Source organism: Sphingobacterium sp. (genome assembly GCF_032065005.1).
In the GTDB taxonomy this organism is placed as follows: domain Bacteria; phylum Bacteroidota; class Bacteroidia; order Sphingobacteriales; family Sphingobacteriaceae; genus Sphingobacterium.
In genome coordinates this window covers 168,566-193,200 of record NZ_DAMBMM010000006.1, presented here as the reverse complement: position 1 = coordinate 193,200, position 24,635 = coordinate 168,566, and the positions used below count along the sequence as shown (strand labels likewise).

General features: G+C 42.0%; 24 protein-coding genes. 15 read left to right on the top strand and 9 right to left on the bottom strand.

Annotated features, from left to right (window positions below):
- Positions 1-11: 11 nt before the first annotated feature.
- The 6 genes from RT138_RS11725 to RT138_RS11700 all read left to right on the top strand — a co-directional run bounded on the left by RT138_RS11725 (position 12) and on the right by RT138_RS11700 (position 8,894).
- Complete coding sequence (locus RT138_RS11725) at positions 12-1,217, top strand: DUF4876 domain-containing protein (RefSeq protein WP_313190829.1); 1,206 nt, start codon at positions 12-14, stop codon at positions 1,215-1,217.
- A 49-nt stretch (positions 1,218-1,266) separates the two neighbouring features.
- Complete coding sequence (locus RT138_RS11720; protein ID WP_313190828.1) at positions 1,267-2,727, top strand: DUF6850 family outer membrane beta-barrel protein; 1,461 nt, start codon at positions 1,267-1,269, stop codon at positions 2,725-2,727.
- Positions 2,728-2,735: 8 nt separating this feature from the next.
- Positions 2,736-3,860 carry a cytochrome-c peroxidase gene (locus tag RT138_RS11715; protein ID WP_313190827.1) on the top strand — a complete coding sequence of 375 codons (1,125 nt, stop codon included), beginning with the start codon at positions 2,736-2,738 and terminating at the stop codon, positions 3,858-3,860.
- A gap of 81 nt (positions 3,861-3,941) precedes the next feature.
- Positions 3,942-6,749, top strand: a complete 2,808-nt coding sequence (gene uvrA / locus RT138_RS11710) for an excinuclease ABC subunit UvrA (protein WP_313190826.1) — start codon at positions 3,942-3,944, stop codon at positions 6,747-6,749.
- A gap of 12 nt (positions 6,750-6,761) precedes the next feature.
- Positions 6,762-8,402: an alkaline phosphatase PafA gene (pafA, locus tag RT138_RS11705; RefSeq protein ID WP_313190825.1), complete on the top strand. Its 1,641-nt coding sequence runs from the start codon at positions 6,762-6,764 to the stop codon at positions 8,400-8,402.
- Between the two features lie 45 nt (positions 8,403-8,447).
- Positions 8,448-8,894, top strand: coding sequence for an RrF2 family transcriptional regulator (locus RT138_RS11700; protein WP_093101291.1), 447 nt, complete (start codon positions 8,448-8,450; stop codon positions 8,892-8,894).
- Here RT138_RS11700 and RT138_RS11695 read toward each other — a convergent pair.
- From RT138_RS11695 to RT138_RS11670, 6 genes are all read right to left on the bottom strand, one after another.
- A complete protein-coding gene (locus RT138_RS11695; RefSeq protein WP_313190824.1) occupies positions 8,891-9,280 on the bottom strand; it encodes a VOC family protein in 390 nt (129 codons plus the stop codon). The genes RT138_RS11700 and RT138_RS11695 overlap by 4 nt on opposite strands.
- Positions 9,280-10,584, bottom strand: a complete 1,305-nt coding sequence (murF, locus tag RT138_RS11690) for a UDP-N-acetylmuramoyl-tripeptide--D-alanyl-D-alanine ligase (protein WP_313190823.1) — start codon at positions 10,582-10,584, stop codon at positions 9,280-9,282. The genes RT138_RS11695 and murF overlap by 1 nt, the downstream gene beginning before the upstream one ends.
- Before the next feature lie 226 nt (positions 10,585-10,810).
- A complete protein-coding gene (gene pfkA / locus RT138_RS11685; RefSeq protein ID WP_185212936.1) occupies positions 10,811-11,785 on the bottom strand; it encodes a 6-phosphofructokinase in 975 nt (324 codons plus the stop codon).
- Between the two features lie 52 nt (positions 11,786-11,837).
- The gene (locus RT138_RS11680; protein ID WP_313190822.1) at positions 11,838-13,559 is read right to left on the bottom strand and encodes a cytochrome c biogenesis protein CcdA; all 1,722 of its coding nucleotides are present in this window, start codon (positions 13,557-13,559) and stop codon (positions 11,838-11,840) included.
- A 76-nt stretch (positions 13,560-13,635) separates the two neighbouring features.
- Positions 13,636-14,088: a protein-disulfide reductase DsbD domain-containing protein gene (locus RT138_RS11675; RefSeq protein WP_185212938.1), complete on the bottom strand. Its 453-nt coding sequence runs from the start codon at positions 14,086-14,088 to the stop codon at positions 13,636-13,638.
- A gap of 97 nt (positions 14,089-14,185) precedes the next feature.
- Positions 14,186-14,965, bottom strand: coding sequence for a biotin--[acetyl-CoA-carboxylase] ligase (locus RT138_RS11670; protein WP_313190821.1), 780 nt, complete (start codon positions 14,963-14,965; stop codon positions 14,186-14,188).
- 61 nt (positions 14,966-15,026) lie between these two features.
- Here RT138_RS11670 and rsfS point away from each other — a divergent pair, with 61 nt between their 5' ends.
- Genes rsfS through RT138_RS11650 form a run of 4 tightly spaced genes read left to right on the top strand, consistent with a single transcriptional unit; the run spans position 15,027 to position 18,840 of the window.
- Positions 15,027-15,401, top strand: coding sequence for a ribosome silencing factor (gene rsfS, locus RT138_RS11665; protein WP_093101305.1), 375 nt, complete (start codon positions 15,027-15,029; stop codon positions 15,399-15,401).
- A gap of 33 nt (positions 15,402-15,434) precedes the next feature.
- Positions 15,435-17,507, top strand: a complete 2,073-nt coding sequence (gene ftsH / locus RT138_RS11660; protein ID WP_313190820.1) for an ATP-dependent zinc metalloprotease FtsH — start codon at positions 15,435-15,437, stop codon at positions 17,505-17,507.
- 55 nt (positions 17,508-17,562) lie between these two features.
- Positions 17,563-18,210, top strand: a complete 648-nt coding sequence (locus tag RT138_RS11655) for an LUD domain-containing protein (RefSeq protein ID WP_313190819.1) — start codon at positions 17,563-17,565, stop codon at positions 18,208-18,210.
- The gene (locus RT138_RS11650; protein ID WP_185212942.1) at positions 18,211-18,840 is read left to right on the top strand and encodes a rhomboid family intramembrane serine protease; all 630 of its coding nucleotides are present in this window, start codon (positions 18,211-18,213) and stop codon (positions 18,838-18,840) included.
- A gap of 9 nt (positions 18,841-18,849) precedes the next feature.
- Here the strand turns inward: RT138_RS11650 and RT138_RS11645 are convergent, their stop codons facing one another.
- The gene (locus RT138_RS11645) at positions 18,850-19,251 is read right to left on the bottom strand and encodes a VOC family protein (protein ID WP_313190818.1); all 402 of its coding nucleotides are present in this window, start codon (positions 19,249-19,251) and stop codon (positions 18,850-18,852) included.
- A 123-nt stretch (positions 19,252-19,374) separates the two neighbouring features.
- Between RT138_RS11645 and RT138_RS11640 the strand changes: the two genes are divergently transcribed.
- Positions 19,375-19,797, top strand: a complete 423-nt coding sequence (locus RT138_RS11640) for an SRPBCC domain-containing protein (RefSeq protein WP_313190817.1) — start codon at positions 19,375-19,377, stop codon at positions 19,795-19,797.
- Positions 19,798-19,808: 11 nt separating this feature from the next.
- On the opposite strand, the gene RT138_RS11635 is transcribed toward RT138_RS11640, so the two are convergent.
- Positions 19,809-21,347 carry a YifB family Mg chelatase-like AAA ATPase gene (locus RT138_RS11635; protein ID WP_313190816.1) on the bottom strand — a complete coding sequence of 513 codons (1,539 nt, stop codon included), beginning with the start codon at positions 21,345-21,347 and terminating at the stop codon, positions 19,809-19,811.
- A gap of 229 nt (positions 21,348-21,576) precedes the next feature.
- Here RT138_RS11635 and RT138_RS11630 point away from each other — a divergent pair, with 229 nt between their 5' ends.
- From RT138_RS11630 to RT138_RS11620, 3 genes are all read left to right on the top strand, one after another.
- Entirely contained in the window at positions 21,577-21,846 is a 270-nt protein-coding gene (locus RT138_RS11630) for a YtxH domain-containing protein (protein ID WP_313190815.1), read from the top strand.
- A gap of 97 nt (positions 21,847-21,943) precedes the next feature.
- Positions 21,944-22,390: a hypothetical protein gene (locus RT138_RS11625; RefSeq protein WP_313190814.1), complete on the top strand. Its 447-nt coding sequence runs from the start codon at positions 21,944-21,946 to the stop codon at positions 22,388-22,390.
- 7 nt (positions 22,391-22,397) lie between these two features.
- Positions 22,398-22,958, top strand: coding sequence for a hypothetical protein (locus RT138_RS11620; RefSeq protein ID WP_313190813.1), 561 nt, complete (start codon positions 22,398-22,400; stop codon positions 22,956-22,958).
- A gap of 6 nt (positions 22,959-22,964) precedes the next feature.
- On the opposite strand, the gene RT138_RS11615 is transcribed toward RT138_RS11620, so the two are convergent.
- Positions 22,965-23,897, bottom strand: a complete 933-nt coding sequence (locus RT138_RS11615) for a GDP-L-fucose synthase (protein ID WP_313190812.1) — start codon at positions 23,895-23,897, stop codon at positions 22,965-22,967.
- A 54-nt stretch (positions 23,898-23,951) separates the two neighbouring features.
- Here RT138_RS11615 and trmB point away from each other — a divergent pair, with 54 nt between their 5' ends.
- Entirely contained in the window at positions 23,952-24,605 is a 654-nt protein-coding gene (gene trmB, locus RT138_RS11610; protein ID WP_313190811.1) for a tRNA (guanosine(46)-N7)-methyltransferase TrmB, read from the top strand.
- The last annotated feature ends 30 nt before the right edge of the window (positions 24,606-24,635 follow it).

The window sequence follows — 24,635 nt, the reverse complement described above, 5'->3', positions numbered from 1 at the left end:
TAGAATAGAAAATGAAAAATTTAACAAACTTGAAAATGATGCTTTTATGCTTGATGCTTTTCGGAATGAGCTCTTGTATGAAAGATGATTTTTTAGAATCTAGATCAGAAGTTTTAATCGAAGTTGATAAGTCAAGTTTGCAAGGTGAATACAAACTCAATAATGTGAGGATCACTTTACAAGAAACAAATACAGAAGTCACTACGGCCGCTACTTTGGTTGAAGGATCTGATACCGCAAAGACTTCCCTGGCTTATGGTACTTATGTTGCGACCCTAGATGGGGACATCGTAATAAAGGTTGGCGATAAAGATAAGGCCATGAAGATTAAAGCCCGCAAAGAAGGGATCGTCGTTAATGCTGCTAATACGAGCATTAGCTTAGAAACTTTTCTTTCTGACCCAACAGCGAACTTTGTTTTCAAAGAGATTTTCTTCACCGGTACCTCTACCGAAGCAGGTAAACTGTACAATGGAGATAAGTATTTTATTCTCCATAACAACTCCTCAGATACGCTATATGCTGATGGACTGTTTATCGCTCAATCTGATTTCCTAACCGTGACGAGAAGAAACTATACGCCTGATGTCATGAAAGATGCTTTCACTTCCAAACAGATCATCATGATTCCGGGAACAGGAAAGCAGCACGCAGTAGCTCCAGGTGCAGATCTGATCATTGCGAACAATGCGATTGACCATACTAAGATCAACCCGAAATCTTTGGACCTTTCCAAAGCAGATTTCGAGATCGAACTGATCGGTACCATCAATATTGATAACCCTAGCGTTCCGAATGCGATCAATGTTTCAGGCAATCTTTTGATGCACTCCAATGGCCACCAATCCTATGTCATGGGAAGATTCCCAGAAGGGGTAACCGTTGAGAAATTTAAAACAGATAATGCTTATTCCTATAGCTATATCAGTGAGACAGGCAGAAAAATGAATTTTGATTCCTTTAAGATTCCAAATAGCTACATCACGGATGCGGTCAATGTTTCTACAAAAACTACTTTTGCATGGTTGGTTACCGATAGCTCATTGGATATGGGCTGGACTTATGCAAGCCAAGGTTTAGGCGATGATACGCGTTATGGTAAATCGGTCATCAGAAAAACGATCGGTAACTTGGAGAACGGAAAACCTTATTTGAAGGACACCAATAATTCCACCGACGATTTTATACCTTCCTCAAAAGCACTATTGCTGCCATAACATGTTAAGGTACTTATCCACGGTTGTTTTATGCTGCTGTTTTGCTTTTATGAGCCAAGCACAGGATTCCCTGAGCGTAAATTCGTTAGGGATCAAGGAACGTATGGATATCAGCAGGACTTTCCGTAATACTTTATATGAAAGTCCTGCATTAAGACCCTTTCAGTACCAACAATCGTTAACTCCTATTGAGCTGTCTTATTTCTCCGACAATAAGGATCAATATACCCTGCAAAGGGGATCCGGAGAGCAAGGATTTAGATTCAATACCGAGTCTTACCAAAAGGATGCTTTTCCCAATATCACCCTATGGGGAAAGGCTAGCTACGAAAGCAAGAAAATCCAAGACCTCAAGTTCAATGAAACTTCGGATTTTGAAGTCGTGTTCCCGTATTTAACCGCTGACTCTGTCGGTGGCGACCTCAGTACAGAGCTGTACCAGTTTTCTGGAGGTATGGCCAAAGAGATTGGGAAATGGGTCATCGGGGGAGAAGCAGGCTACAGAGCCAACCTTTCCCACCGTAAAGTAGACCCAAGACCAGAGAACAACAGTAGCAACCTCCATGTCGGATTGGGGGTTTCTTACCAAATCCTACCGCAGTATATGCTGAGTGCCAACCTGGGATATCAGTTCTATAAGCAAAGGAACAAACTAAGCTTCCTCAGAGAACTGGGAAAACCGCCTGTCTATTACATGAATGGCTTAGGGGCATATAATAAATTACTATCAGGTTTATCCAGTGAAAATGATGCAATCCTGTATGAGATGAACGGCTTTGATGGAAAAATTTCCTTCATTCCCAAAGCAGATTATGGCTTTTTTATTGAAGCAGGATTGTCACAAAAGAATGGTTCCCGCAAATTGGCCGTATCCCGTTCCAATGCCAACGATTGGACTGACCAGATCATCTCTGGGAAAATCGGTTATCTCCATAAAGCAAAAGATTGGAAATACGGTGGAAATGCATCCATGGAGCTACAAACCAGAAAAGGAGTCGAAAGCCTATTCCATAATGATGGATCTTCCTTAGGACTTGTCAAGATTTCCGAAATATCTTCTTACCGCTATTATCATTTCAGTTACCACCTCGAGGCAATTGTAGGAAAAGAGGACTGGACCATTAAGCCTTATGCGGATTTTATCCAATTTAAGGAACAATATGTCAATCCTTTCCGTGAGCAACTGGCTGATAGGCTGAATATTGGCGTTGAAGGACAGTATTTATGGGATTTAAAGAGCGGTTTATTTGGAATTAGTTTAAATTTGCAGAAGCAGAAACTGTTGAATAGCAGGTCCCAGTTCAATGGTATCAAGCAAGGAACTGGAATTGCGGATATGCTGCAACAGAACTACAACTACCTAACAGCCGAACCTTTCTCCATCGGAGCTCGTGCAAGGTATGATTTTGTAGCAGCAAAGCAGATCAAACCGTTTGTGCAGGCAGAGGCGCTTTCGGCTACTGAAATAAAACAGAAGTATTATTCGTTGACCATAGGGTTGATGTTTTAGAGATAGAGATGAAAAAAGTATTAGCGATCGGGTTTATTTTGGGAATGTGCATTCTGAGCACAGCTTTTCTGAGTGATAAAGGGATTCAAGATTTGCGAAGCCTTTACAGCAAGCCAATCAGTGAGTGGCCTAAACCAACCATTGACTCTGGAGTGAACTATGAAGAGTTCAAATCACTTCCGAAAATCGATACCAGCTATTTCTCCCTAATGGAACAACCTAAGGTGAAACTGGGCAAGTTCCTTTTCTTTGACCCTATCCTATCGGGTTCTAACCAGATTTCATGTAGCTCTTGCCATAATCCCCAAACGTCCTTTGGAGACCATTCCACCGTACCTGTAGGGCATGACCATCTCGTAGGAAATAGAAATACCATTTCCTTGATGAATGTTGGCGAGCGCAAAACCATGTTTTGGGATGGTAGAGCCCATTCCCTTGAAGAACAGGCGCTGAGCCCTATTGAAGCACATAATGAAATGGCCATGGACCTGACTAAGTTGGTCCCTAAACTGAAAGCCATTCCTGAATACAAAAAACTGTTCAAAGAGGCTTTTGGCGATGAGGATTTCTCCATGCCCGAAATCATGAGCGCCCTTGCTACCTTCCAACGCACGATTACCAGTAAAAGAAGTAGGTTTGACGAATTCTTGGATGGAAAATACGAGGCCTTGAATGATGATGAGATCGCAGGATTGCACTTATTCCGTACCAAAGCCCGTTGTATGAACTGCCATAATGGGCAGTACTTTACGGACGAAGATTTCCATAATATCGGACTGACCTATTACAAAAGAAAATATGAGGATTTAGGTCGTTATGAAGTGACCAAAGACCCTAAAGATGTCGGTAAGTTCAGGACGCCATCCTTGAGAGATGTGATGAATACGAATCCTTGGATGCATAATGGTCTGTTCGATAATATTATCGGTGTGATCAATATGTATAACTCTGGAATGGCCATGAACAACCCTAGAAATGCAGCACAGGAGGCGGATCCGATGCACCCGCGGATTGATCCATTGATGAAGAAACTCGACCTGAGCAAAGAGGAAATCCGTCAGGTTGCCGCATTTTTGGACGCCATAACGGCCACGAAATATCGCATGCCGAGACCTGAAAAATTACCACGATAATATTGTAACTATTTCATAAGAAATCGTTTTTCTTTGGATTAGAGGGCTCATTTTCATGAGTTTTGCCTAACTTTGAAGGTTATGCAAAAAACTGCTATTCATACTCCAAAATCCCATATCCAAATAAAAGGCGCCCGTGTCAACAATCTGAAGAATATCGATGTCGATATTCCTAAAAACCAGCTTGTTGTCATTACGGGGATGTCAGGTTCCGGAAAATCTTCCCTCGCATTCGATACACTTTATGCTGAAGGCCAACGCCGGTATGTAGAAAGCTTGTCATCCTATGCCAGACAGTTTATGGGCCGTATGAACAAGCCTGATGTAGACTACATCAAAGGCATTGCTCCGGCAATCGCGATCGAGCAAAAGGTCATCTCCAGCAATCCTAGATCTACTGTGGGAACCTCGACCGAGATCTATGATTACCTTAAATTGTTGTTCGCAAGGATTGGCAAGACCATTTCCCCAGTTTCTGGAGAAGTAGTCAGTAAAGATACCGTCAGCTCCATTGTCGATAAACTCGTAGCTTATCCAGACGATGCTACTATTACGATTTACAGCCCCCTGATTCCCAGTAATAACAGAAAGCTGAAGGAAGAACTTTCACTGCTCCTTCAAAAAGGCTTTGTTCGTGTGAAACACCAAGATTCCATCCAAAAGATCGAAACTATCATAGAAGATAAAGAGGTATCCAACGCTAGTTTTAAGGAAGGAGAAGTCTATATCGTGATCGATAGAGTTCGCTTGGACCATGACGATGATACCATCAATCGGCTAGCTGACTCTGTGCAAACCGCTTATTTCGAAGGAAAGGGCGAATGTGAGATCCAGGTTGATGAGGAACTGTTTCATTTTTCAGACAAGTTTGAGCTGGATGGAATAACCTTCGAAGAACCCACCCCGAACTTTTTCAGTTTCAACAACCCTTATGGGGCATGTAAACGTTGTGAAGGCTATGGAAAGATCATAGGTATCGATCCAGATTTAGTCATTCCAGATAAAAGCCGCTCGATATTCGATGGAGCGATTGCTCCGTGGCGTGGCGAGAAAATGGGCGCTTGGTTGGATAAATTGGTGCGGTCTGCCATAAAATTTGATTTTCCTATCCACCGTGCATATAGTGACCTGACCAAGGCTCAACAAGAGTTACTTTGGAAAGGGAATAAATACTTCAGGGGATTGAACGATTTCTTTGCGGAATTGGAAGAGCAAACCTATAAAATCCAATATAGGGTGATGCTGTCCAGATACCGTGGGAAAACAGACTGTCCTGAATGTAAAGGGACCAGACTGCGTAAGGATGCATCTTATGTAAAGATCAATGGACATTCCATTACCGATGTGGTTTTGTTGCCTCTAAGTGAAGCTTTGGAGCTTTTCCAAAACCTGGAACTTTCAGAGAGCGAAGCCATCATCGCTAAGCGCTTATTGGCCGAGATCGTCAATCGTCTGCAGTTCCTGTGTGATGTAGGCTTGAGCTATCTTACCCTGAACCGCTTGAGCAATAGCCTTTCAGGAGGTGAATCTCAACGTATCAACCTTGCCACTTCTTTGGGGTCATCCCTAGTGGGGTCCATTTATGTATTGGATGAACCTAGTATAGGTTTGCACCCTCGTGATACCCAAAAATTAATCGGGGTGTTGAAGTCCCTTCGCGATGCGGGCAATACCGTAATTGTGGTGGAGCATGAGCAAGAAATGATGGAAGCAGCAGATTACCTGATCGATATTGGTCCTGAAGCAGGGATCAATGGCGGCGAACTGGTGTTTGCCGGAACCTATCAAGAGATCTTGAAGGATAAAAAAAGCTTGACTGGCGAATATCTTTACGGCGACCTTTCCATTGTAGTTCCTGAAAAAAGGAAGAAATGGAATGAAGCCATCCGAGTGAATGGTGCCCGAGAAAATAACCTGAAGGGGATAAGCGTAGATTTCCCATTGAATGTGTTTACCGTGGTTTCAGGAGTTTCAGGCTCCGGTAAGACCTCCTTGGTCAAAAGGATCCTTTATCCAGCCTTACAGAAAGCCATAGGCTCCTATTCAGGGGAACAAACAGGTCTGTATGATGGAATCGAAGGTGCGATAGATCAGATCGAACAAGTAGAAATGGTCGATCAAAATCCGATTGGAAGGTCCACACGTTCCAACCCGGTTACTTATGTCAAAGCTTGGGATGAAATCAGGGCTTTGTATTCGTCTTTGCCTGCGGCCAAAGCCAATGGCTTGAAACCTTCGGCCTTTTCTTTTAATGTGGAAGGCGGTAGATGTGAAGTCTGTCAGGGAGAGGGTGTAGTAAAGATCGAGATGCAATTTATGGCGGATATCATCCTGCCATGTGAGGCCTGTGACGGTAAGCGATTTAAACAACATGTCCTGGATGTACAGTATAAAGAGAAATCGGTTTCCGATATCTTGGATTTAAGTGTGGATGAAGCCATTGAATTCTTTGCAGATCAGCCTAAGATTTTGAACAAGCTGGGACCTTTGCAAGAGGTAGGATTGGGCTATGTGAAATTGGGACAGTCTTCAAGCACGCTTTCAGGTGGTGAGGCCCAAAGGATCAAACTTGCTTCCTTCCTGATCAAAGGAAATAACCAAAAGAAAACCATGTTTATTTTCGATGAACCGACAACCGGACTACATTTCCATGATATCAGCAAGCTGTTAAAAGCTTTCAATGCACTGATTGCACAAGGAAATACCGTATTGGTCATCGAACATAATTTAGATATGATCAAATCTGCCGATTGGGTAATCGATATCGGTCCAGAAGGTGGAGACAAGGGCGGAAACATTGTCTTTGCCGGAACGCCGGAAGATTTGGTCAAAGAGAAAGACTCTTATACGGGTGATTTTTTAAAACGTCACCTAAATTTTAAACCCTAAAATTTAATAATAATGTATAGAAAGTTAAGTATTTCTATGTTGTTCTTATGCTTCTTCACCCTGCTTTCGGCACAGGTGGAGCGTCCGAAGTTGGTGGTAGGCCTGATGGTAGACCAAATGCGTTGGGATTATCTGTACCGTTTTGCGGATCGATACGGGAATGATGGTTTCAAGCGCCTGCTACGTGATGGTTTTTCATGTGAAAATGCCATGATCAATTATGTCCCGACCTTCACGGCTATCGGTCATAGTTCGGTATATACAGGAAGTGTTCCTTCCATCCATGGCATCGCAGGAAATGACTGGATAGAACAACAAACAGGTACTTCCATGTATTGTACCCAAGATGATGCGGTAGAAGGTGTGGGAACAGCGGAAAAAGAAGGTAAACAGTCTCCTAGAAACTTGTTGGCTTCTACAGTTACGGATCAATTGAAATTAGCGACCAATTTTCATTCTAAGGTAATCGGTATTGCGATCAAGGATAGGGGCGGAATCCTACCTGCTGGTCACTTTGCTGATGCTGCTTATTGGTTTGAGGCTAAGTCTGGAGACTGGATCAGCTCAACCTATTACATGGAAAAACTTCCTCAGTGGGTAGACGGCTTTAATAAACAAAAGCTGGCGGATAAATATTTGAAACAAGATTGGAATACGCTTTATCCTATCGATACTTACAAAACCAATAGCATCGATGATGATAATGTATATGAAGGTAAATGGGCTGGCGAAGAAACGGCAGCTTTCCCAAGAAAGACTTCTTTATTGATGAAGGATGCCGGCTATGAATTGATCAAATCTACGCCTTATGGTAATACCCTAACCCTAGATTTTGCGAAGGAAGCCATCAAAAATGAAAAGCTTGGTAAAAACCCTCAGAATGCTACAGATTTTCTTGCGGTAAGTCTATCTGCTACGGATTATGTCGGTCACCGTTATTCGCTTTCTTCTGTGGAAATCGAAGATATCTATCTTCGTCTGGACCAAGAATTGGCAAAATTCTTTAAATACCTGGATGAAACCGTTGGTAAAGGAAACTATACTTTTTTCTTGACAGCAGACCATGCAGCTTCCTATAACTCGCGTTATTTCATGGACATGCGTGGTAATGGGGGTTATTTCTTTTCGAGACAATTGCAAAGGAACATGAATGATGAGCTGAAAGAGGAATTTGGAAAGGACAATTTGATCATCAGTTTAATGAACTACCAAGTTCACTTGAACTATGCTGAAATTGAAAACTCGAAGTTGGATGAAGAGAAAATCAAGAAATCCATCATCAAGATGCTGAGACATGAAGACGGTGTGGCTTATGTCGTGGACATGGAAGGTGGGGAAAACATGATGGTACCTACCGAAATCCGCGAAAAGATCATCAATGGATATAACCGCAAACGTAGTGGTGCCATTCAGATCATCACCGAACCGCAATGGTATGACGGTACGCCTCGCTCTACAGGAACTACCCATGGTACATGGACCCCTTACGACTCGCATATACCATTGGTATTTATGGGCTGGGGAATCACGCCTGGCAAGACCAATAAAGTCGTTCACATTACGGATATTGCGCCTACACTGTCCTCTTTGCTTCATGTTATGGAGCCCAATGGATCTATCGGCCAGCCGATTGTAGACGTATTGCAGAAATAGCTTTATTTTTTATACTTTTGAAAGGTAAGACCAGATCGGTTTGATATGCTATCGAAGAAAACGAAATACGCGATAAAAGCCCTAATGGTATTAGGCAGAAACTATGGGAAAGAACCCATGCAGATCGGCAAGATTGCTGAAGAAGAACGTATCCCCAAAAAGTTCCTAGAGCAGATCTTATTGGAAATGCGTAATGCAGGTATTCTTTATTCCAAAAAAGGTGCAGGTGGTGGCTACAGCTTGAACAAAGCTCCTGAAGACATCTACCTATCGCAGGTCATGCGCCTTATCGATGGTCCCATTGCCTTATTGCCATGTGTCAGCTTGAATTTCTATCGTTCTTGTGAAGAATGTGTGGAAGAACATGCCTGTGGCATCAGAGATACCTTTATCGAAGTGAGAAATGCCATGCTGCAGATCTTAAATGATACCAGTATCTCGAATTTAATCAATAAAGAAAAGGAACTGAACCTAGAAGTAGGTAAGGATTAAATTTCATAAAGCTCCAAAGGAAGCCCATCTGGATCGGTGAAAAAAGTAAATTTCTTATTGCTTGTTTCATCAATACGGATGGGCTCTGTTTTTATACCCGCTTTATTCAATTCTTCCGCCTGTTTTTCTATATCCTCCACTTTGAAAGCGAGATGTCTCAGTCCTCTTGCTTCTGGGTAGCTTGGCCTATCCGCGGGATTGGGGAAAGAGAACAATTCAATGATATATTCGCCATGAAGAGCTAGATCCAATTTGTAGGAATCTCTCGCCTCTCTATAGGTTTCCTGTAAAATGGTCAGGCCTAACACTTCGGTGTAAAATGCCTTGGAAATAGCATAGTCGCTACAGATAATGGCAATATGGTGGACGCCCTTAAGCTCTAGCATTAGAGTATCTCCATTAATTTTTCAAACGCCATGCCTCTTGATGCCTTCAGCAAGATCATGAAGTCTTCCAAAGGATGTTCCTGAAGATCTTTTTTAAGCTCATCTGTGCTAGCAAAGTAACTCGCTTCATCATCCTTCAAAGCATAAAAGGCCTTGCCAACAAAAATCAAACGGTCTAATTTTAGACTCTTTGCCTTCTCGATGACCTTTCGGTGTTCGATTTCACTCTGATCCCCCATTTCAAACATGTCACCTAAGATTGCAACTTTACGGTCCGCCTGGATAACATCCAGATTGCCCAATGCTGCAGCCATGCTGCTGGCATTTGCATTGTAATAATCGGCAATGATGGTATTCTTGTCTGTTTTGGTAATCTGCGAGCGGTTATTCTGGGGAACGTAGTTTGCCAAACCATCATTGATCTGTTCGGTGCTCAACCCAAAGGTCTTTCCAAGCGCTACAGCGGCCAGCATGTTCTCAATATTGTATGCTCCGGTTAAATGCGTCTTTACTTCCTGTCTATCCTCTTCCCCTTTCGTGTTCCAAAATATGGTCAGGTAGGGGTCGGCCACTACCAATCCACCCTGAACATCATTCTCCTCGGAAAAACCATAGTGGATGACGTTCTGAAGGCCTCTGTCTGCGGCCATCTGCATCAGGTATTCATTATCGCCCTGAACGTAGATCTGTCCTTGATGGTCGCGAAGAAAATCATAGAGTTCACCTTTGGCTTTCATGACTCCTTCGAATGAGCCGAATCCTTCCAGGTGCGCTTTGCCGACATTGGTAATAAAACCATGGGTAGGTTGGGAAATCTCACATAAAAAGGCGATTTCACCCACATGATTTGCGCCCATCTCCACGATGGCGATTTCAATATCTTCGGTAAGGGACAGAATGGTCAAAGGCACGCCTATATGGTTGTTCAGGTTGCCCTTGGTGGCATAGCTGTTGAACTTCTGTGAAAGAACACTGTTCAACAGTTCCTTGCTCGTTGTCTTGCCGTTGGTGCCTGTGATGCCGATGAAAGGCATTTTTAAATGTTTCCTGTGGAACCTCGCTAAATCCTGCAAGGTACCCAACACATCATCTACCAAGATATAGGCTGGATCTTCCTTGTAATAGCTGCTATCATCAATGATCACGTATTTTGCGCCAGCAGCCAAGGCTTGGTCCGCAAAACTATTGCCATTGAAGTTATCGCCCTTCAGCGCAAAAAACAGACAGTCCTTGCTGATCTGACGGGTGTCCGTACAAACTTTTGGGAATTCTTTATAAATCTGGTAGAGTTGAGTTATTTGCATCACATTTAAATTTAAACAAAGGTAAGCATGCAGTTTTAAAATAAAATAAGGAATTAAAAATGAATATTAGCCTTCGGGATTTACTTTGGTCTAATTCGAGACACATTCGGAAAATTCGGAATGTGTCTCGAATAAGACCAAAAGAATACTTAAATAAAATTGCAGGTTTGTGCAAAAAAGAAGGGGCAGCTGTTCAAGCTACCCCTCTATTTTTTAGAATCATATCTTATAGAGATAGGATCTCTACGATACGAGTAAGATTCTCGTTTACTTTATCGATATGCTTGATTGCTTTATTGAATGGAGTAAATTGGACGTTTCCGCAGATTAAGCCCGCCATTTCAGCTTTACGGCCTTCAATAAGCCCTTCTACGGCAGCAACTCCTAAGCGGCTTGCCAATACACGGTCCATACAGGTTGGTGAACCACCACGCTGTATGTGACCTAAGATCGATAGACGTACATCGTAGGCAGGGAAGTTCGCTTGGATCTTTTCCGCTACGACCATTCCGCCTTCTTTATCCCCTTCAGCAACAATGATTATACGGGAAGATTTGTTTTTTCTGGTTTTGTCAAGGCGCTTCATGATCGCATCATAATCCACCTCCAACTCAGGGATTAGAACCGCTTCTGCACCTGTACTGATACCTGAACGCAAAGCGATCAGTCCAGAGTCTCTACCCATTACTTCTACGACGAATAGACGGTCATGGGATTCTGCTGTATCTCTGATTTTATCCACAGCCTCTACCACCGTATTGATCGCTGTGTCATATCCGATGGTAAAATCTGTACCGTTTAGGTCATTGTCGATCGTTCCGGGCATCCCGATGATAGGAATGTCAAACTCTTCGATAAATTTGGATGCTCCAGTAAACGTGCCGTCACCACCAATTACGACCAAAGCGTCGATATTATGTTTCTTAAGGTTTTCATAAGCTTGCTTCCTACCCTCTACGGTACGGAATTCATCGCTTCTTGCAGTTTTAAGGATGGTACCACCACGTTGGATAATGTTGGCTACGGATTTAGCGTCCATTGGAGTAATATCTCCTTGTACCATTCCGTCATATCCTCTGCGGATACCAAACATATTTTTACCGTGATAGATTCCTGTTCTGATAACTGCACGAATTCCTGCATTCATGCCGGGGGAATCTCCTCCGGACGTCAATACTGCGATGTTGTTAATGTTGCTCATAGTTCAAATATACCGAAATACTTATTTTTTGTGTATTAAATTGTTAGAAAGCCTATTTCTTTGCCTTATAAGCATCAATTGCCGATTGCAGATATGCCCTGTAGCTTTCGATGTTATAGTTGGCACCACTGGTAGGAACCAATAGTTCTTCGTTGTTATCTAACATTGCGTATAACGGTTGTGAGTTTGAGTTAAATTTAGAAATCTGGAAATCTGTGTTCTTTCTGCCGACGGTGTTGATTTTCTTACCGGTAGTTTCAGAAACGAACTGTTCAGCTTCAGGTAATTTCAAATCGTAGTCATCCACATAGAGTTCGGCAAGGATAAAGTTTTCATTGATCATTTGCTTGATCCCTGGATCAGACCAAACGTCTGCTTCCATTTTTCTACAGTTTACACAGTTCCAGCCTGTAAAGTCTACCAATAAAGGTTTGTCCTGTGCTTTTGCTGCGGCTAATGCTTCATCATAATCATAATATGGATCCATTCCCTTGATTGTTGCACGATCATGGAAGTGGTTGAAATACTTACGGCTTGTGGCATCTGCTGAAATAGCATGTCCGCCTCCAGCTTGTGTTCCAGCGGAGATGTCAAAATCTTGCGTACCGATTGGAGGTAAGAAAGCAGCGATGGATTTCAATGGTGCTCCCCACATCCCAGGGATCATATAGACCACAAAGGAAAAGACCAGGATGGAAATGACTGTCCGCGGAACGGACATGTATTTTAGATCGCTATCATGGGCAAACTTGATCTTTCCGATCAGGTATAGGCCCATCAATCCAAAGATCACGATCCAAAGTGCCAGGAATACCTCGCGGTCAAGGAATTGCCAGTTGTAAGCCAAATCCACGTTGGACAAGAACTTCAATGCTAGGGCAAGTTCCAAGAAACCAAGTACCACCTTGACGCTATTTAACCAACCGCCGGATTTAGGCATGGATTTCAATAGGGCAGGGAACATGGCAAATAATACAAATGGAATCGCTAATGCGAATGAAAATCCAAACATGGCAATGGCAGGGCCTAAGCGGTCGCCTTTAACGGCAGCATTTACCAATACCGTTCCGATGATCGGACCGGTACAAGAAAAGGATACCACGGCTAAACTGGCTGCCATAAAGAAGTAGCCGATCATACCACCTTTGTCGGATTTTTCGTCGATCTTATTCACAAACTTGCTCGGCAAGGTGATTTCAAATGCTCCAAAGAATGATGCTGCAAAGAAGACGAGCATCAAGAAAAAGAAGAAGTTGAACACCCCATTGGTCGATAGGGCATTGAGTGCCTCAGGACCGAATGCGATGGTAATCAACATTCCTAAGGCCACATAGATGACAATGATAAACAAGCCATAGGTTAAGGCTTGGGATACTGCCTGTAATTTAGAGGCTGATTTTTTTGTGAAGAAACTAACGGTCAAAGGAACCATCGGGAAGATACAAGGCATCAAGAATGCCAAGAAACCACCTAGGAGCCCTTCGATGAAAATCCCCCATAGCGAAGTGCTTTCGGATTGTCCGTCTGAAGACACCACCGTTGGACTTACAGCTGTGCTATCCGTCGCTGATGCAGCAGTGTCGGTTCCATCGGAAAACTCTACATCGCCAAAGTCCGTGATCAAGCTATCGCCTGAACTGCTTTCTTCTTGGCCAGAGCTAAATTCAACGTCTTCAATATTGATAAGTGTATCTTGGGAAATTCCTTTTAGGGGAGTTATTGCTATAAGAAATAGCCAACTTAAGGCTATTAAGGCATTTTTTAAGCTAAACATATTTGATTATTATCGGGATAAATTAAGAAAAAGGCAGGGGTTATCCTGCCTTTTGGTTTCTTTCTTTATTGATTTGTTACTTGATTGTAACTGCAAATTCGTACTCATCTGGTGGTAAACAACGCTCTTTATCACAAGCCATAAATGTTGCTACACCTTTAACCGTCGTTGGTTTGTTGTTTGCCAATTTAACTTTTTGTTGGAATACAACTTCTCCGTTATAGTAAGGGACATTCATTTTGAACACGTCCTCAAACTTCGTTTTTGGCTCTTTAGCTGCTGGTTTTCCAGTGATCTTTGCTCCATTTGCAGGAGTAAAGGTAAAGGAGGTAGAGATTGGGCCTCCGGAAGGTACGTTCAATCCGTAAATATGCCAGCCTTGTTCTACATTGGCCTTTAATAAGATGACAGCTTCGTTGTTAGGGAGTTTCTTAAAGCCTACTGACCATTTTACAGGGTTTACCACCTGAGCAAATGTCCCAGATACGGCAAACACTAAAAATGCAATTAATAGATTTATTTTTTTCATAAATAACCGTTTTATTCTTATGTGTGACTAATTTATGTCCATAAAGTTTAATTCAAAGTTAGTATTATCTCCAATATTTAATGTAGATGTAATGATTTTATTGCATTATAAATACAACTTCCTTGAAATAATATCGACGCTCTTCATCGTCTACCTTCAGGATTAATCCACCGTTTTCTTCCACCCTGAGTAAGGTGGCCTCAAAAATCTGATTATCGGACGCATATTTTGCCGGAACAGCTCGTCTGAACAGCTGTTGGTTATAGGCTTCCAATAGGTCCGCATCTGTTATCTTCTTGGAGCGATACTCTTCCACTCTTTGCTGAATTTGTAACAAGAGGTTAATACATGCTGTTTTTAGGTCAGGGATAAAAAGCCCGGTCTCATTAAATATTGAACTGGCAGTGTTTACAAGCTCGCCAAAAAATTGCTTTTGGTTGACATTCACCCCAATGCCTATTACCGACTGCTTGATTTCACGGCTATTGCTGCTGTTTTCAATTAAGATCCCTGTTACCTTTTTATCTCCGATCATGATATCATTTGGCCATTTGATACTGGCGTCGACCGAAAGGGATTTGAGCCAATCGATTATCCCCAGACTGATTAACATGTTCAGTATGAAGTGTTTTTGAAGATTTAAGAAGGTTGGGTACAGGACGAAACTGAAGGTGATATTGCTGTTTGGTTCAGATGACCAAGAGTTCTCGCGTTGACCACGGCCTTGGGTCTGGTTTTTTGCCATAATGGCAGTCCATTCGGCTAGTGGCTTGAAATTTGACAATTGAGATTTCAAATAATCATTGGTAGAGCCGATCTCGTCCAAAACAATTAGTGTTTGGCGTAGTGATTCTCCCGAAAATGTGTTATTTTGCAAAAGATATTATATTAAAAAATAGTTTGAAACAATTTATTAGTCAAAAGTATAATAAATCTTAATGAGTAAAAACAAAAAATCTTTGTTGTCAGAGAAGCTAGCAGATGTGGTGATCCATGGGATGCAGGAGAAAAAAGGCAACGAAATCGTGAGGATGGATATGCGAGAGGTGAACGGCACCTTGTCTGACTATTTTGTAATCTGCCATGCTGATTCTACGGTTCAAGTAAACGCGATAGCCAAGAGCGTTGAAGATGAAGTTTATAAAGCATTTGGCCAAGACCCATGGCATAAAGAAGGCCAGGGCAACGGCGAATGGATTCTGCTTGATTTTATCGATGTAGTAGTTCATATCTTTAAAACAGATAAGCGGGAGCATTATAGGATAGAGGACCTGTGGGGGGATGCGCACATGAGCAAATACCAGAGCGCATAATAATTGTTGTGAAACGTAGAATAAGAGTAATAAATGAAGAAAGTTCCGAGTAAGAAGATTACGCCAATGCCACCGAAATTTAATATGATCTGGCTTTGGATTGCGATGATCGTAGGGTTTTTTGGGCTTCAATACTTGTTTAGTGGAGAGTCATCGAAGAAAATTACCTACAAGGAGTTCGAACAGACCATGCTTATCCCTGGGGATGTTGAGAAGCTCGTTGCCTATAAAAGCAATGACCTGATCGATGTCGAAGTATATATAAAAAGCGATAGATTAGACCAAGAGAAATACAAAAACATTTCCAGCAGTCCCAACAACCTATCTTTTTCTAATTCGACAGGACCCCAATTTCAATTTACAGAACCATCAGCAGAGATTCTTGAGCAGAAGTTAAATGCCTCTCAAGACAGTTTGGCAGTTGGTCAACCAAAAATTGGTGTGACCTATGAAGATAGAACCAATCCATGGGCGGGATGGTTTATTTCCTTCATGTTGCCATTGCTGATCATTGTTGTGATTTGGATATTCCTGATGCGCCGTATGAACGGTGGAGCAGGAGCTGGTGGAGGTGCCATTTTTAATATTGGTAAATCCAAAGCCCAATTGTTTGACAAAGAATCGCAGATCAATATCACTTTTAATGATGTAGCCGGCTTAGAAGAGGCTAAGGAAGAGGTGATGGAGATCGTGGATTTCCTAAAGAATCCTAAAAAATATACTGATTTGGGAGGTAAGATTCCGAAGGGAGCCTTATTGGTAGGCCCTCCGGGAACAGGTAAGACTTTATTGGCGAAAGCAGTAGCCGGTGAAGCGCAAGTACCTTTCTTCTCCTTGTCAGGTTCAGACTTCGTAGAAATGTTTGTCGGAGTAGGTGCATCTCGTGTACGCGACTTGTTCAAACAGGCGAAGGAAAAGGCTCCATGTATCATCTTTATTGATGAGATTGATGCTATTGGTAGGGCCCGTGGAAAGAATTCCATCATGGGTGGAAATGATGAACGTGAGAATACATTGAACCAATTATTGGTGGAAATGGATGGTTTCGGTACCAACGTAGGGGTTATTATCCTTGCTGCAACCAACCGTCTGGATGTATTGGACTCGGCTTTATTGCGTCCGGGACGTTTCGATAGGCAGATCTCTATCGACAAACCAGACTTGATAGGTCGTGAACAGATCTTTAATGTTCACCTGAAACCATTGAAACTTGCCGAAGAGGTAGATGCGAAGAAATTATCGGCGCAGACTCCTGGATTCGCAGGTGCTGAAATTGCCAACGTTTGTAATGAGGCCGCTTTGATCGCTGCACGTAAGAACAAAAAAGCAATTGAAATGCAAGATTTCCAAGACGCGATTGACCGTGTCATCGGTGGTCTGGAGAAAAAGAATAAGATTATCTCTCCTGAAGAGAAGAAAATCGTGGCTTACCACGAGGCAGGACATGCGATCGCAGGTTGGTTCTTGGAACATGCAGATCCTTTGGTTAAGGTATCTATCGTTCCGCGTGGTGTTGCTGCGTTAGGATATGCACAGTACCTTCCAAAAGAACAGTTCCTGTACACTACCGAGCAATTGATTGACAGTATGTGTATGACAATGGGTGGTCGTGTTGCTGAGGATATCACATTTGGTAGAATCAGTACCGGTGCACAGAACGACTTGGAGCGCATTACGAAATTGGCCTATGCCATGACTGCTGTTTATGGTATGAACCATAAGGTTGGTAATGTTTCTTTCAGGGACAGTTCTGGCGATAGCCAATTCCAGAAACCTTATTCGGATCAAACAGCAGAGCTGATCGATGATGAGGTAAGGGTATTGATCTCCGAAGTGTACGACAGAACGAAGCAGTTGTTGTTGGATAAACAAGACGGTTTGGTGAAGATTGCCGAGAAACTATTGGAGAAAGAGATCTTGTTCCAGACTGATTTGGAAGAGATCTTAGGAAAACGCCCTTTCAGCAATAAAACGACCTATGACGAGTTTGTCAATGGCGGTGCTGATGGTGGTGGGGTTCCACAGACTGATTTGCCGATTCCTACAACCGATAGAGAAGATGTTCAATCGTCTAACGAGGAGCCGAAACAATTAGATTCAGAATAAAAATTATCAAAATAAAGTAACAGACAGGACTTTCAGTCCTGTTTGTTTTTATATTATGAATATCAGGAATACGACAGCGAAAGAGAAAATGCTGAAGAAAATTCGGCAGGCACTTCTTCAAAAAAGGGAGAACCCACACCCTATGTTTGAAGAAACGGCTTTGTACAAAGATGAGGAAGATTCATTGGATGTGACTTTTGCTAGGGAATTTACCCAGATGTCCGGTAAATTCATTTACTGCGATGGGGAGATCAACCTGATCGAAAACCTGATTATCCTGGTGGAAAAGATCAATATCAGCAAGATCTTTGTTTGGGAGAAGCCGCTTCAACAGATGTTGGATCAATACGGATTCCCTTTCCGGAAGTCGCAGCAGGCTTTGGATGAAATTGAAGCAAGTATCACGACTTGTGAGTCTTTGATCGCCAGAAATGGAAGTATCATGATCTCCAATGCGTCAGAGTCAGGCCGTAGACTGAGCGTATACCCTCCAGTACATATTGTCATTGCCAGAGCTTCCCAATTGGTTATGGATGTTAAACATGCCATGGCTCAAATCAAGGAAAAGTATGGCGATGAGATGCCAACCATGATTACCACCATTACAGGGCCAAGTCGAACAGCGGATATCGAGAAGAGATTGGTGTTGGGTGCGCATGGACCTAAAGAGCTCTATTTATTTTTACTAGAAGACCGTTTTTAGATGATACTACATTCCCTTACCGCTACTCCTGTGGCTAGTTTGATTTTTGCCCTTACTATCGGTTTAAGTATTTATGTCTTTTCTAATCCGCAGTGGTTTGGGAAACTGATGTTGCATCCCTATTCTGTTTCTCGAGATAAAAGTAAATGGTACCTGATCCTGACCAGTGGATTGATCCATAAGGATTGGATGCACCTGATCTTTAATATGATCACCTTCTATTACTTTGGATTTGGACTTGAGCAGATCTTTGTAGAAATAAGTGGTCCTATGGGGCACTTGTTATTTGCCTTGCTGTACATTATTTCATTGATCTTAAGTGATATCCCTACGGTCATTCGCCAAAAAGATAATTATGGCTACCATAGCTTGGGAGCATCTGGCGCTATCAGTGCCGTGCTGTTCAGTTATATCCTTTTCAATCCAAAGATGATGCTGGGTATCTTTATGATTATTCCAATGCCAGCCTATATTTTCGCTTTTGTGTATTTGGGATACTGTATTTGGGCTTCCAAGAATTCTAATGATGGAATCAACCATGATGCCCACTTGTTTGGAGCTCTAACGGGATTGCTGTTTACCATTATTGCCTATCCTTGGATCATTAAACACTTTATCGCACAGTTCTAAGGGTTTCATTTACATGTTGTCCATCAGGAGGACATTGAACTTGTGCCCGTCAGGATCTGAGAATGCAAATCCATAATAATTGTTTTCATCTCTTTTAAGCGGTTGGATGATCTGTCCACCTGCCTCCTTAACCATCTCTTCAAATTCCTGTACTTCTTTCTCCGTATCAGCCGAAAGCGTAAAAATAATGCCATCGGTATTGGAGCCTTCTGGGATATATTTGTCAATTTGACTGGTTCCCTCTTCGAAAAAATGTATGACAAATTTATTCTCTCCGAAAAAGAAGCTGGCCATTTCAAGGTCCGTGCTTTTGGGAGGGGTATTGGATATAAAGCCTAGCCTGGTATAGAATTCATGTGTGCGTTTTGCGGACTTAACACTATAATTTGCCCATATAAGTTTTGGATTCATGCTTATGTTTTATCTAGGAACACATGAGAGGTTTTTTCGTTTTTCACATTTCTAAATTCTTGCCATAGGGCAAGTTTTAGAAAGCAATTATCTGATAATTTAGATCATTAAATAAAAGATGTTATGAAAGATACGTTAGAGGCTAAGGTAAAGGTGCAAGGAAGTAAGGAGCAGGTATGGGAGATGTGGACAAAAGAAGAGTTTGTAATGATATGGAACGTTCCATTCCAGGATTGGCATTGTCCCAAGGTAATCAATGACGTTCGGACAGGTGGGGCTTTTGATTTCCGGATGGAGAAGAAAGATGGTTCGGAAGGGTTTAATTATAAAGGCAACTATACATTGGTCATTCCGTTTGCTCGGATTGAGCTCTTGCAGGAGGATGGCAGGAAGTCGGTCGTGCATTTCACGGAGCAGGACGGGAATACAACTATCGTCGAGCAATTTGAACCCGAAGAAAAAACTGAATTAGGATTGCAACAAGAATTCTGTCAATCCGTTTTGAACAGGTTTAAAGCTTTTGCGGAAGGGAATCTAAAGGAATAGGTTAGATTGGCCTAGCCCGTCCAATTTTCTCTATCCAAACTTCTTAATTGAATGGCTTCAGCAAGATGTTCATTACTGATTTCGATAGAACCTTCGAGGTCAGCAATGGTTCTGGCCACCTTTAGGATTCGGTCATAGGATCTCGCCGAGAGATTGAGCCTTTCCATCGCCATTTTTAGGAGCCGTCTACCGCCTTCGTCAATAATGCAGGTTTCTTGGATGTTCCTAGCTCTCATCTGGGCATTACTATGGATATTGGGTTGCTTTTTAAAACGCTGTTCTTGAATTTTACGTGCTTTGATGACCCTCTCCCTAACATCCTCGCTTTTCTCAGAAGATTTATGGCTACTCAGTTCATTAAATTCGACTGGGGTTACCTCAATATGGATGTCTATCCTATCCAATAAAGGCCCGGATATTTTACTGATGTATTTCTGTACGGCATATGACCCACAGATACAACGTCTGCTGGGATGGTTGTAAAAGCCACAAGGGCAGGGATTCATGGAAGCGATCAGCATAAAGCTGGCAGGGTAATCTACACTGAACTTGGACCTTGAAATGGTAATAGACCTGGATTCCAAAGGCTGACGCATGACTTCAAGAACAGAACGCTTAAACTCTGGCAATTCATCCAGGAATAAAACCCCGTTATGCGCCAAGGAGATTTCTCCAGGTTGCGGATGCGATCCGCCGCCAACAAGTGCGACATCGGAAATAGTATGATGAGGTGATCGGAAGGGACGGATGGTCATCAAAGAGGTTGAGCTAGGTAATTGACCTGAAACGGAATGTATCTTGGTGGTCTCCAGAGATTCATCGACGGTTAATGGTGGTAGGATTGTCGGCAATCTTTTCGCAAGCATCGTCTTTCCAGCTCCCGGAGGACCAATCAATATAACATTATGACCTCCGGCAGCAGCGATTTCCAATGCCCTTTTAATGTTTTCCTGACCCTTGACGTCCGCAAAATCCAAATCGTAGCTGTTCATCAGTTTTGCAAAGCGATCGTTGATATTTACGAGGGTGGGGATGATAGCTAGGGTTCCTTGCACAAACTGTACTGCTTCATTAAAGGACCTTATTCCATAGACCTCAATACCGGAAACAATTGCAGCTTCTTCTGCATTTTCGATGGGTAAGATGATGCCATGGAAGCCATCTTGCTTTGCCTGAAGGGCGATTGATAAAACCCCTTTTACGGGATGTATCTTTCCGTCTAAAGATAATTCCCCAAGGATAACATATTTATTAAGGCGATCAGAGATAACTTGCCTTGAAGCTGCTAATACGCCCATTGCAATGGCTAGGTCATAGGAAGAACCTTCTTTGCGGATGTTTGCGGGAGCTAAATTGATGATGATCTTTTGCCGGGGCATATAGAAACCATTTGACAATATGGCGCTTTCTACTCTTTGTATACTTTCTTTGACAGCGTTGTCAGGTAGTCCGACGATATAGTAATTTATTCCTGGGGTAACATTAACTTCCACGGTTATGCTCGTTGCATTAATCCCGAAGACAGCACTGCAGTAGGTTTTTACCAACATTTTAACGATATTTAATATCACTAAAAGTAAATAAATTATGTATAAAACAAATGATGTTTGGTTAATGCTAACAATTTCTTAAATTTTACTGAATTACAATAGGTGTAATGTAGCCTGAAATTGACGGGATTGGCTAAATTTTTAATAAATAAAACGATTCGGTCTATTTTTTGTTATAATAGTATTAAATGAAATAGAAATTGGTTTAACAACTAAATTGCAGTATAAAATGAAGGATAACGGTAAAATTGTAACAGCGCTGTTGGCTGGACTAGCCGCAGGTGCAGTTTTAGGTATTATTTTCGCACCTGAAAAAGGAAGTGAGACTAGAGAGAAATTTAATGAATCATTAGCTGATTTAACGGATGCAATCAAAGAACGCGCAGAAGAACAATTCGATCAGTTGACTGATTTTAAAGATAAAATCGTTGCGGCGGTAAAATCTAAGCTAGGCAAAGCAGAAGATTCGATCGATGAAGAGATCGAAGAACACGCTTAGTGCTACAGAGCAAACCTTAGATTATTAAAAATTTTTAAATAATAGGTCCAGGACTATCTCCCGATAGTCTTGGAATCTATGATATGGAATTACGTGCATGGAAGAACAAAAATTTTCGTTTTCTGAAGTATTCGATAAATCTAAAGAATACATTGAGACCCAGATTGAATTAGCTAAACTGAAAGCGCTATCTAGATCCTCTAGGATCGTGGGCTCTCTGATTGTGGATGGCAGTAAGGTTTTATTGTCATTGCTGATTGTGTTTTTTGTTTCCCTGGCCTTAGGGTTCTACTTGGGGGAATTACTGGGGAGTTATTCTCTAGGGTTTTTAGCGACAGGAGGGATCTTTTTTGTTATTCTGTTATTGATCAAGGCATTTGAGCCAAAGCTCGAAGAGAAGTTCATGAACATCTCCATTAAGCGCATTATGTCTAAGTGGGATGCCGATGATCATGACGATGAGATCGAAGAGATCAAGGAAGAGGTGCGTGAAGCCGTAAATGAAGTTGAGGAAGAATTAAAGGAAGAAAAAGAACGAGTTTAATCAGGATATGAGAACAAAGGTTACGAATTTTGATGAGTTGACAGCAGAGATTGCTCGCCTTAAGGTACAGAAGAAGGAGCAGGAGGCTTTTTTGTTGAATCAATACGAATTACTGAAACATAAGGTAGAAGCTCCGGCGCGCATTGCGAATATGATCTTCAACCGTGTTCCTGGTGTTTCCACCGTAAAAGGGTTGTTTTCTGGGATCAGCCAAGTGACCAATAAGAACAACAAAGCTGATTGGTTGACCAAGACCCTGCAATTGGGACTTCCTTTAGTATTAAACCGTACTTTATTGAAAAATGCAGGCTGGTTGAAGAAAGGTCTTGTGCTGTTCGGTTCCGAAACGGTGGCAAGCCAAGTGAACCAAAGCAAGGTCACTGCGGTTATCGATAAGCTAACCTCTTTGATCAAACCGAAAAACAAGAAGAAGAAAAAGAAAAAAGAAGAGTTAGTGGAAGCCGTTGCTGCGAACCCTATTCCTCCTAATCATCCTCCAATGATTACGGCAGAAGAAAGTGTTCAGGACAATGTATATGGTATTCCAAAGGACAGTGAAGCCTATTAATTGCTCTTAAGCTTCATTCTTTTTCAAGAAATCCTCATAAGCTAATTTAATGCCTTCTTTCAGGTTGGTCCTTGCTTTCCATCCTAAGCTGGTCAATTTGCTTACATCCATTAATTTTCTTGGAGTACCATCAGGTTTGCTGCTGTCGAATTCCAGTTCACCTTGGAATCCTACGACTTCTTTAATCAACTCTGCAAGCTCGCGGATACTGATGTCCTCACCTACGCCTATATTCACAAACTGCAGGTCATTGTAATTTTCCATCAGGAATACACAGGCATCTGCCAAGTCATCTGCAAACATAAACTCACGCAAAGGCTTTCCTGACCCCCAGATATTTACGGTAGGACTGTTGTTGACCTTTGCTTCATGAAACTTTCTGATCAAGGCCGGCAATACATGGGAGTTCTCAGGGTGGTAGTTATCATTGATGCCGTAAAGATTTGTAGGCATGACAGAGATGTAATTATCATCGTACTGCATTCGATAGGATTCGACCATCTTGATACCCGCGATTTTGGCAATCGCATATGGTTCATTGGTCGGTTCAAGCGTTCCGGTCAATAAATAATCTTCTTTCAAAGGTTGAGGGGCCATCTTAGGGTAGATGCAGCTTGAGCCAAGGAACATCAGCTTTTTGACATCATTTTCATGGGAATAATGGATGACATTGTTTTGGATGGCTAAGTTCTCATAGATAAAATCGGCTCTATAGACGTTATTGGCCATGATGCCTCCAACTTTGGCTGCAGCAAGGAAAACATACTCGGGTTTTTCAGTTTCAAAGAATTCTTTTACGGCCTGTTGGTCACGAAGGTCCAGTTCCTTGGAAGTCCTAACTATGATATTTTCAAAACCTAACTCTTTTAACTTGCGGTAAATAGCCGATCCGACCATACCTCTATGCCCTGCTACGTAAATTTTCGCTTGTTTTTCCACCTGAAGTATTATTTATACAAATATAAGGTTAATTTTGCGACTTAATTATCAGCTATGGGTAAGGATAAACTAAGAAAATTCGCTGAAGTATCCACTTTTAAGAATGTGGTACAGTTGGATGCAGGAAAAGAATATAAGGGTAAATGGGCCAAGGATTTCTTCCAGAATGACAAGCCTTTGATCCTGGAGTTGGCGTGCGGTAAGGGTGAATATACCGTAAACCTTGCGAAATTGTTTCCTGAAAAGAATTTTATTGGTATTGACTATAAAGGGAACAGGATCTGGCGTGGTGCTAAGACTGCCTTGGAAGAAGGCATTGATAATGTTGGTTTTCTGCGGATTCAGATCGAGACCATCTTGGAACATTTTGAAAAAGGAGAAGTGTCTGAGATCTGGATTACCTTCCCTGACCCGCAACCTCAAGATAGCCGTGAAAAGAAGCGCTTGACAAATCCTGTCTTTTTGGAAAGATATAAAGAGATCCTGGTGCCAGAGGGTATCATGCACCTCAAAACGGATAACGATGGCTTCTTCGCTTATACTTTGGAGCAAATCGACCTACAGGGCTTGCCAAAACTGAAGGAAACCAAAGACCTATATCATTCAGATTTAGTTGATGAGGTGTTGTCCATCAAGACCTACTATGAGAAAAAGTATTTGGCTGAAGATAAAAACATCAATTACGTGCAATGGAAATTCGCAAAATGATAGCGAATTAAGAATGATTTCGTAAATTCA